8 protein-coding genes are annotated in these 10,330 nt (G+C 31.5%); 7 read left to right on the top strand and 1 reads right to left on the bottom strand.

Annotation, left to right across the window (positions count from 1 at the left end):
* From HRU49_RS08455 to HRU49_RS08435, 5 genes are all read left to right on the top strand, one after another.
* A partial coding sequence (locus tag HRU49_RS08455) for a family 20 glycosylhydrolase (protein WP_296356119.1) occupies positions 1-1,344 on the top strand: 1,344 nt, incomplete at its 5' end.
* Positions 1,345-1,350: 6 nt separating this feature from the next.
* Positions 1,351-1,935 carry a LacI family DNA-binding transcriptional regulator gene (locus HRU49_RS08450; protein WP_296356117.1) on the top strand — a complete coding sequence of 195 codons (585 nt, stop codon included), beginning with the start codon at positions 1,351-1,353 and terminating at the stop codon, positions 1,933-1,935.
* A gap of 10 nt (positions 1,936-1,945) precedes the next feature.
* Positions 1,946-2,794, top strand: a complete 849-nt coding sequence (locus HRU49_RS08445) for an N-acetylglucosamine kinase (protein WP_296356115.1) — start codon at positions 1,946-1,948, stop codon at positions 2,792-2,794.
* Positions 2,795-2,842: 48 nt separating this feature from the next.
* Complete coding sequence (locus HRU49_RS08440) at positions 2,843-6,118, top strand: VCBS repeat-containing protein (RefSeq protein WP_296356114.1); 3,276 nt, start codon at positions 2,843-2,845, stop codon at positions 6,116-6,118.
* A gap of 25 nt (positions 6,119-6,143) precedes the next feature.
* A complete protein-coding gene (locus HRU49_RS08435; protein WP_296356111.1) occupies positions 6,144-6,461 on the top strand; it encodes a hypothetical protein in 318 nt (105 codons plus the stop codon).
* 1,522 nt (positions 6,462-7,983) lie between these two features.
* On the opposite strand, the gene HRU49_RS08430 is transcribed toward HRU49_RS08435, so the two are convergent.
* Entirely contained in the window at positions 7,984-8,574 is a 591-nt protein-coding gene (locus HRU49_RS08430) for a riboflavin synthase (RefSeq protein ID WP_296356110.1), read from the bottom strand.
* Positions 8,575-8,667: 93 nt separating this feature from the next.
* On the opposite strand from HRU49_RS08430, the gene pdxA reads away from it, so the two are divergent.
* Together pdxA and HRU49_RS08420 are read left to right on the top strand one after the other, a co-directional pair.
* Positions 8,668-9,708 (top strand): 4-hydroxythreonine-4-phosphate dehydrogenase PdxA, encoded by a 1,041-nt coding sequence (pdxA, locus tag HRU49_RS08425; protein WP_296356108.1) that lies wholly within the window; start codon positions 8,668-8,670, stop codon positions 9,706-9,708.
* A 79-nt stretch (positions 9,709-9,787) separates the two neighbouring features.
* Entirely contained in the window at positions 9,788-10,327 is a 540-nt protein-coding gene (locus HRU49_RS08420; RefSeq protein ID WP_296356106.1) for a DUF177 domain-containing protein, read from the top strand.
* Positions 10,328-10,330: the final 3 nt, after the last annotated feature.

Raw genomic sequence — 10,330 nt, 5'->3', positions numbered from 1 at the left:
GCTTATGCATCAAACTTGGGTATTAGAGTGGTTCCAGAAATTGATGTTCCTGGTCATGCTTCAGCTATTTTAACAGCTTATCCCGAGCACGGTAGTAAAGATGATTATGAATACTCCATTGAACGCTATGCAGGTATTTTTGACCCAACACTTAACCCTACAAAAGAAAGTACATACGAGTTTTTAGAGACTTTATTTTCGGAAATAGCACCTTTATTTCCAGACGAATATTTTCATATTGGCGGAGATGAAAACGAAGGCAAACATTGGGATGAGAATAAAGATATTCAAAAATTTAAAACGAAACACAACCTAAAAACCAATCACGATTTACAAACCTATTTTAATATTAAACTTGAAGAAATATTAAACAAGTTTGGAAAAAAATTAATGGGTTGGGATGAAATTCTAACCCCTTCAACTCCTAAAACCGCTGTTATACATTCTTGGAGAGGTGAGCATGAAGGTTTAGAACAAAGCACATTAATTGAAGCTGCTCAGAAAGGTTATCAAGCGGTTCTGTCAGCCGGCTATTATATAGATAGAATGCTTTCTGTAGAACATCATTATTTAGTAGACCCCATAGGTAATGTTGTACTGACCAAAGAAGAACGTAAAAGGATACTTGGTGCGGAAACAACTATGTGGAGTGAGCTCGTTACACCACTTACAATAGACTCTAGAATTTGGCCTAGAACAGCAGCCATTGCAGAAAGGTATTGGTCTTCAAAAGACATAAATGATGTCGACAGTATGAGAAAAAGGCTGAGGGTTATAAACTATCAACTAGAGGAAATAGGAATTAATCACATAAGAAATAAAGACGTAATTCTTAGAAATATTAGTAGAAATGAAGATATAAAATCATTAAAAATTTTATCTAGAGTTTGTGAGCCTTTAAAAATTTACTCAAGAAATGAAGGCGGTACTGAATACAAATCATTTTCACCTTTTACCTTGTTTGCAGATGCTTGTACTGCAGATGCAGAAGATGCGTTTAAATTTAATAAGAATGTTTCGTTATTCATTGCAGGAGATAAAGAAGAAAGTAAAACAGAGATAACCAAACTTTTACGGCTTTGGAAAGAAAATCATAAGGATTTTACTGCTATAAATAAAAATCCAAACACAAAACGTTTAGAGCTGCTATCTAGACACTTATCTGACACTTCAAAATTACTTTTAAACGCATTATCAGATAAAAAGATTACAGAACTTCAATATGATAAGCTAAACGCATTATTAGTTTTGCTCAAAGCGCCTATTCAAGACACAGAATTGGTAATAATTAAATCTCTAAAAAGTCTTTTGGCCTATTGCAAAACAAACTATCTAATGCAATAATGAGTTATGAGAACAAATGGTATAACCTTAAAATATATAGCGTCAGTTTTAAACTTATCTGTTTCTACAGTATCAAAGGCATTAAGTAATAGTCCAGAAATAAGTGTTGACACTAAAAATAGAATTATTAAAACAGCCAATGTTCTTAACTACAAACCAAATATTCATGCCTCAGCTTTAAAAAGTAAGAGAAGTTATATCATTGGTATAATTCTACCAGACTTAAAAGACAATTTCTTTTTGGATTCATTAAATGGAATTACTGAAGAATCCTCAAGAAATAATTACAAAATTATGGTATATCAATCTTGTAATGATTTTAATAAAGAAGTTAAATATTCAAATCTTCTATCTAAAAGCAACATTATAGATGGCTTAATATTCTCTTCAACAAAAAGGACATGTATCCCTGAAAAATGCCACCATTTAAAGGGTTTTATAAACGATGGTATTCCAATTATATATATTAACAAACTGCAAAGAGCAAGTGTTAACAGCTGTTATTACGATAGAGGGTTTGAAACAGGGGTGAATTCAGTTAAAGAACTGCTCTCTAAAATTGATGATAATCGATTAAATTTAAGTGCATAAAACATAAACTATGTTATTGATAGCGGATAGTGGTTCTACAAAATGTGATTGGATTTTATATAAAAATGAAAACAACGATCCTATAAGGATTAGAACCAAAGGTTTAAATCCTGCTATTTTATCAAAAAAAGAACTAAAAAAAGTTATTACTGACAGTATAGAACTAACCTCTTATAAAGATATAGTAAATTCCATTCATTTTTTTGGCGCTGGTTGTGGAACAAGAAAAAATCAAAAAAAAATAAATAACGTATTAACCTCTATTTTTGAAAAAGCAGACACAACTACCAAGGAAGATATTATGGCTGCAGTTTATGCTACAACTAATGAACCTGCTGTGGTTTGTATTTTAGGAACTGGATCAAATTGTTGCTTTTATGATGGCCAAGCTGTACAATTAAAAACACCTTCTTTAGGCTACATAGTTATGGATGAAGGAAGTGGTAATTATTTTGGTAAAGAGCTTTTAAAGAAGTATTTCTATAATAAGATGCCCATTGAACTAAAATTTTCGTTTGAAAATCAATTCAATTTAAATGAAAAAAACGTTGTTAAAAAATTATACCAATCGTCCACACCAAACAAGTATTTGGCTGAGTTTGCAAGGTTTTTATTTGAAAACCAAGACCATCCCTTTATAGAAAATATTTTAGTTGACGGCATGACCGTTTTTATTGAAAACCACATTATGCAATATGAGGAAGAACTGAAAACGGTACCCTTACATTTTGTTGGTTCTATTGCATATCATGGAAGAAAACATCTTGAAATAGCTTTAAACAAAAGAGGTTTAAAGGGTTCTAATTACATAAGAAGGCCTATTGACAATTTAGTTCACCACATAAAAACACAAAATTGACAATAAAACATATTGCGATCTTAATTCCATTATCAATGATACCAGTATATGAGTTGCTATAAACCTTCGATATTTTTCCTAATTGTTATTCTTATTAGTTGTTCTAATCCTAAAGAAAAAAGTTTAGCTACTAACGTTTTATTCGAGAAGGTTGAGAGTGACCAATCTAATATTCACTTTAAAAATAAGGTAACTGAGGATTTATATTTTAATTTTTTAAACTACTCATATATCTATAACGGAGCTGGTGTTGCGGTAGGAGACATAAATAATGATGGCTTAGAAGATATCTATTTTTCCTCAAATCAAGAAACCAATAAACTCTATCTAAATAAAGGAAACTTTGAATTTAAAGATGTAACTAGCAGTTCTGGCGCTAAAGACGATAATGGCTGGACGACTGGTGTATCTATGATTGATATAAATAATGATGGCTGGTTAGATATTTACGTATGTAAATCAGGTTCTTTAGATAGTCATGAGCTCAGAAAAAATAAATTATACATTAATCAAAAGAATGAAACTTTTAAAGAAAGTGCTTCAGAATATGGTTTGGATCATTTTGGGTTTTCGGTACAAGCGTATTTTTTTGATTATGATAAAGACAATGACTTAGATATGTACTTGGTCAATCACCGCCAAGATTTCCAAAACAATGTTAATATTGATCCGCGTATTCAAAACAATAAGGAAGCGTATAACTCAGACCAGTTGTTTAGAAATGACGGAAATAAATTTACTAACGTAACTCGTAAAGCAGGTATAGAGAATAAAGCTTGGGGCCTAAGTGCTTCCATTGGCGACTTTAATGGCGATAACTTAGAAGACGTTTATGTTGCTAATGATTTTTTAGAGCCTGACTTTTTATATATAAATCAAGGAGATGGTACATTTAAAGATGAAATTCTGTACTACTTTAAACACATCTCAGCGAATAGTATGGGTTCTGATTATAATGATATAAACAACGACTTAAAACCCGACTTAATTGTCTTAGATATGCTTGCCGAGGACCATATTAGAAGTAAGGAGAATATGGCGACTATGAGCACTGAAAATTTCAATACTCTTGTTGATAATGATTATCATCATCAATACATGGCTAATATGTTGCAACTTAATAATGGTAGTAGATCATTTAGCGAGATTGGACAATTGGCTGGTATTGCAAAAACAGATTGGAGTTGGGCACCTCTGATTGCTGATTTTGATAATGATGGGTACAATGATTTATTTGTTACTAATGGTATTGAACACGATCTATCTAATCAGGATTTTAGAAATCAAATGAGAGTAAATATTAGAACTCGTAAAAAGGTGTCTTTAGAAGAGGCTATCGATATGATGCCTTCATCGAAACTTGGTAATTATGCCTTTAAGAACAATAAAGATCTAACATTTACAAATACTTCAAAAAAATGGGGTTTAGACAGAAAAGTTAATTCATGTGGTGCGGTTTATGCAGATTTAGACAACGATGGCGATTTAGATCTGATTATTAACAATCAATCCGAAGAAGCTTCAATTTATAAGAACAACTCTAGAAATAATTATGTCTCTTTTTCTCTTAAAGGACCTAATAGCAATCCCTTAGGTATTGGCACTAGAATTAATATTTTTTCAGGTGAATTAAAGCAATCTAAAACATTATTTGTAAGTAGAGGATATCAATCGTCTGTAACGAATAAATTGCATTTTGGACTAAATAATAAAACAAAAATCGATAGTGTAAAAGTAATATGGCCCAATGGGCATCAGCAATTTCTTACAAATATAGATACTAATAGGCATTATAATTTATACTTTAATAATGCCGTTAAAGAAGCCCAAGAAAATTCTTACTCAGAATTCTTATTCGAAACTGTAGACGCAAAAGAATTAGGTATAGATTATCAGCAAATAGAAAATGAATTTGATGATTATAAATTACAACTATTACTTCCTCAAAAACAATCAGAAGTTAGTAAAGCTATAGCTATTGGTGATGTTAATAATGATGGTTTGGAAGACTTTTTTGTGGGGAATTCTATAAACCAGAGAGCGTCTTTATATGTTCAAGTCAAAGACGGGAAATTCACAAGCACCAATCTACCTTTGTTTGAATCAGAAAAAGTATATGAAGATACAGACGCTCTATTTATTGATGTAGATAATGATAATGACCTAGACTTATACGTCGCGTCTGGAGGTTATGAAGTTGCACATGACTCCCCTTTATTAGAAGATCGGCTTTATATAAATAATAGTAATGGTGTGTTTAAAAGATCTGAAAGATTACCAAAAATAAGATTAAACACAAAAGGTATTACTTCAGCAGATTACGATAATGATGGAGACATGGATATTTTTGTTGGAAGCAGAGTTAAACATGGCATGTACCCATTGTCTGACCCCGCATATTTACTAGAAAATCAAAACGGAAAGTTTATAGATGTAACTGATAAACGAATTAATGCAGTCTCTGAATTGAAAATGGTAAATGATGCCATTTTTACTGATTATGATAATGATGGAGATTTCGACCTTATAGTTGTCGGTGAATGGATGCCTATAACCATATTTGTCAATAATAATAATTCTTTTGAAAAAGCTTCCTTTCCATATTTAGAAAGTAAAACAGGTTGGTATCAAACAATCAAAGCCGCAGATCTAAATAGTGATGGCTTTAAAGATTATATTGTTGGAAATTGGGGGGGAAATAACAAGTTTCATCCTACCATTAAAAAGCCATTGCATATATATGCAGATGATTTTGAAAATAATGCCACCTTTGATGTTATCCTCAGTAAAGTATCAAAAACAGGAGATTTAATTCCTGTTAGAGGAAAAGAGTGTTCTTCACAACAAATAACATCTTTAAATAGCAAAATAGAGACCTACGAAGAATTTGCCAATTCTAGCTTAATAGACATTTATGGTGAGAGGGAGTTAAGTAAGGCTACTCATCTAACAGCATCTCATTTTGAATCTTTTGTCTTAAAGAATAATAAAGATGGAACATTTGAAATCATAGAATTACCAAAGTATGCGCAATTTAGTCCAACACTAAGTGTAGAAACACACGATTTAAATAATGATGGTTCTTTAGATATTTTTGCCGTTGGTAATGTATTTGATGCCGAGGTAGAAACTATTCGTTATGATGCATCAAGAAATTACATTTTATTTAATAACGATAAAGACGAATATCAGTTTATTAACGATTCTAGCTACTTTACAAATAAAGAAGTCAAAGCCGTAAAAAAGATATTGATTAATAATCAAGTACATTTTATCATTCTCAATAAGAATGATTTTATAACTATCCTTAAGCTAAGGAAATAAAGGTTAATAAAATTCATTGTATCCCATGACAAAAGAACTAAATATAACTTATAAAAATCCTTATCATGAATGGGTGCAACTTGAATCCATAATGAATAAAAAGCTTTATTTAAAATTTATAAACTGGACAAGTGGTGAATTCGACTTGTTTCTCCAGGAGGAACTAAATGGTTTAAAGGTGTATTTTCCGAGTGGGAATTTTAGTATCAGTTCTATCAGTGAAAATAGAAGAGATGTTTTAGTTGAAATTAAAATTATAAGTAAAGATTTAAACTACATGAATACATTAGGGAATAGAATAACCGATATATGCCGTCAGATCGAGAATTCTTTTTCAAAATAAGTGATTAAATTATGGGATTATCTAAAATCAACAGTCTAGAAGAATACAATGATGCTTATGAGTAAAGTATAGATAGTCCAGAAGTGTTTTGGGAGTCTAAAGCCAAGGCTTTTTTTTGAAAAAAACAATGGGATACTATTTTATAATACGATTGAACAAAACTTGAGACTAAATGGTTTAGTGATGGTAAGCTAAATATTACAGAAAATTACTTAGACAGGCATTTAGAAGATGATGGAGATAAGATTGCCTTTGCCGCATTAGTGTGCGCAAGAATTGGTGCCGTACATTCTATGGTTTTTGCGGGATTTTCTTCAATAGCTTTGGTAGCTAGAATAAACGACGCTTCATGCAAAATAGTATTAATAACAGCTAGCGCGATTTATGGCAATCAAAAGCGTTACAAAAATGTATATTTCCTCGCCTATAAAGCTATGTGCTTTCTTGGTGATGGTGCATTGAGGGACTCTCAAGGAAACTTCCGTATAACAGTAGAGTCGATGTGGTTGTAATGGCTCATAAGTATTACTGAAATCCATAAGAAATATGGTATCTAATACAATTGTACCTACAGCAAAACCTGATAAAATCCATTTCGTTAAAAACTTTTTTATGTGATACTTCCATCTTTTTAAACCTTGATATTGTAAAATAAATAATTAACAACGCAATATTCAATAATTTAAAAATGAAAGAAATCTAAATCCAAATTTCATTAAGTATTTTAGCCCTGTTATTTCAGTATCGATGGTTTATTAAATGAAATAATGCATAAATTTTTATGACAATTCCCCAAGCTTAAAACGACATGAATTTTGTAAAAATACTATCATTTAACAATGAAGTTAAGTCATGTTAGAGATAATACCTTTATATACTTAAAGTTTCTTGACAATGTCAATGTGAAAAAAAACACTAGTCAAGTACATAAAATCGATCATTATTTCTTCAATTAGCTCATTACTCATGATCATCAAATTGCCACATTTAAATCAGACTAAAACTTTTATAAATGTGTAATAATCAATAATGCATTGAACTAAATTTTTTGCTTCATTTTATGGCTTCATTTTTTATATTTATTGCAGTATTAAATGGTCACCAATTTCTTTTTATTAAACTTAGGGTAATTCTTAAAATTAGGACATTAAAAAATTAATATTATTTTTGTGAAAATGGTGAAACTAGCAAGTGCGTATCCCTCCTAACACCCACGTATTTTTGGTAGTTCATCGATAAAATTTACCGTTTAAGGACGTTTTTTAGGTAAATTAGTTTTGTTAACTAAGTTTTTTTTATACATTTACGCACCCTTAATTGATAACATGAAGGAAAGAAAAATTTTAGCCTTAATCTTATTTTTTTTCTTGAGCTTTACTTCTATGGCCCAAGGAGACACCCCGCCACCACCGATGCCACCCCCTCCCCCTGGTCTTCCTATAGACGGAGGAATATGGTTTGTATTTCTTCTAGCTTTATTATTTGGCGCTTATAAAGCGTATAAATTTTCTCAAAAATTAGCCTAGTTACGCAGTTCGTTTAAGCGCTTAACATATTTTCCAATTACATCAAATTCTAGATTAACCAGGGATCCAACCTTAAAATTCTTAAATGTTGTGTGATTGTAAGTGTATGGAATTATAGCAACTGAAAACGTGTTTAGTTGAGAATTAACAACTGTTAAACTTACCCCATTGACGGTTATAGATCCTTTTTCGATTGTTACATTATTAAGTGAGGGGTCATATTCAAAAGTAAATAACCAACTACCATTTTCTTCTGTTATAGACACACATTTTGCCGTTTGATCAACATGACCCTGAACGATATGACCATCTAATCGATCACCTAATTTCATGGCACGCTCAATATTAACGACATCTCCTTTAGTTAATTCGCTTAAATTAGATTTATCTAAAGTTTCCTTTATAGCCGTGACAACGTAATTGTCACCATTAATATCAACAACCGTTAAACATACGCCGTTATGCGCAACACTTTGGTCGATTTTTAGTTCTGAAGTGATAGAGGTTTTTAATGTTAAATGAAGATTTCCCCTATCCGCTTCAAGATGTTCAACAGTTCCTAAATCCTCAATGATACCAGTAAACATAAGATCTACTTTATTTAGTTAAATTTGCATTTGCAAAGTTAAGCACTCAAGAGTCAATTTTAATAAAAAAGTGCAACAATCATAAATTATTAGATGAAGAAGCAAGAAAAAGTAATAGTAGGAATTTCTGTAGGAGACTTAAATGGTATAGGCACTGAGATTATCATAAAAACTTATGAAGATCCAAGAATATTAGAGCTAAATACACCAGTTATTTTTGCTTCTGCGAAAGTGATGCAATTTTGTAAGAATCACTTTAAAAGTAAAATAAGCTTCTTTAGTATTGACGACCCTAAAAAAGTAGTGCATGGTAATGTAAATATTGTCAATGTTTGGAAGGAACCTGTTAAAATAGAATTTGGTAAAGAAGACAAAAAAATAGGGGAATACGCTATCAAATCCTTGGCGGCAGCAACAAAAGCACTAAAAGAAGGAGCTATTGATGTATTGGTAACAGCGCCAATTAATAAACATAATATTCAATCTGAAAAGTTTAATTTTCCTGGTCATACAGATTATCTCGCAAAAGCTCTTGACGGAGAAAGTTTAATGTTTATGGTTTCTGGAAATTTACGCGTAGGGCTACTTACAGATCATGTACCCTTGAAAGAAGCAGCAAATTATATCAATGAAAAACTGATTAAGAAAAAAATTAATACTGTTTTAACATCCTTAAGACAAGATTTTAGAATCAGAAAACCTAAAGTGGCTGTTTTAGCAATTAATCCTCATGCAGGTGATAACGGCGTTATTGGAAATGATGATGATGTGGTGTTACGGCCAACCTTAGAAAAAATCACTTCGGAAGGTAATTTAGTATATGGCCCTTACTCAGCAGACAGTTTCTTTGGTTCTAGCAATTATAAGAGCTTTGATGCCATTATTGCTTCATACCACGATCAAGGATTAATACCTTTTAAGACCATAACTTTTGGAGAAGGGGTAAATTTTACAGCTGGCCTTACTAAGGTAAGAACCTCGCCAGATCATGGAACCGCATATGAAATTGCTGGTCAAGGAAAGGCGGACGAAAGTTCATTTAAACACGCAATCTACACAGCTATTGAAGTTTTCCGCAACAGAAAAACACATAGTCAATACAGTAAAAACGCACTTCAAAAGGCAATTAAATAGATATGAACAATTTTTGTTGATATCTTAACCAGAAATGACAAAAAATATATATATTTGCAGGCTCAAAATGAGTGTGGGTATGAAGGCATTAAAAGAGTTTACCATTCCATTTGTTGGATTGAAAGAAGGAGAGCACAATTTTGAGTTTGAAATAGATAATACGTTCTTTCGAAATTTTGAATTTGAGGAGTTTAATGAATCTTGTGTTAAAGCGAGTTTAAAGTTATTAAAGAAGTCGACGTTATTAGAACTTTATTTTAATGCGGATGGTTTAGTTAACATTAATTGTGATCTTACTAATGAGCCCTACAATCAATCCATTAATGATGACTTTAAATTAGTTGTTAAATTTGGCGCAGAGTATAATGATGATAATGAAGAAATATTGATACTTCCTCATGGAGAATATGAATTAAATGTCGCACAATACATTTACGAACTAATCATTCTTGCTGTTCCAGCTAAAAGGGTGCATCCTGGTGTTGAAGATGGTACATTAAAGTCAGACGTTCTATCAAAACTAGAAGAATTAAGTCCCAATGGGGACAACACAGAAAAATCATCTGAGGACATTGATCCTCGTTGGAATAATTTAAAAAAACTATTAACGGATAAATAACAT

It is taken from the genome of Winogradskyella sp., assembly GCF_013213975.1.
GTDB lineage: Bacteria > Bacteroidota > Bacteroidia > Flavobacteriales > Flavobacteriaceae > Winogradskyella.
Note: the sequence above shows the minus strand (reverse complement) of the source record. Positions and strands in the feature narration are given on the sequence as shown.

Coding starts and splice junctions, on each gene's coding strand:
- HRU49_RS08450 (WP_296356117.1), top strand. CDS start 1,351: ATGAGAACAAATGGTATAACCTTAAAATATATAGCGTCAGTTTTAAAC.
- HRU49_RS08445 (WP_296356115.1), top strand. CDS start 1,946: ATGTTATTGATAGCGGATAGTGGTTCTACAAAATGTGATTGGATTTTA.
- HRU49_RS08440 (WP_296356114.1), top strand. CDS start 2,843: ATGAGTTGCTATAAACCTTCGATATTTTTCCTAATTGTTATTCTTATT.
- HRU49_RS08435 (WP_296356111.1), top strand. CDS start 6,144: ATGACAAAAGAACTAAATATAACTTATAAAAATCCTTATCATGAATGG.
- HRU49_RS08430 (WP_296356110.1), bottom strand. CDS start 8,574: ATGTTTACTGGTATCATTGAGGATTTAGGAACTGTTGAACATCTTGAA.
- pdxA (WP_296356108.1), top strand. CDS start 8,668: ATGAAGAAGCAAGAAAAAGTAATAGTAGGAATTTCTGTAGGAGACTTA.
- HRU49_RS08420 (WP_296356106.1), top strand. CDS start 9,788: ATGAAGGCATTAAAAGAGTTTACCATTCCATTTGTTGGATTGAAAGAA.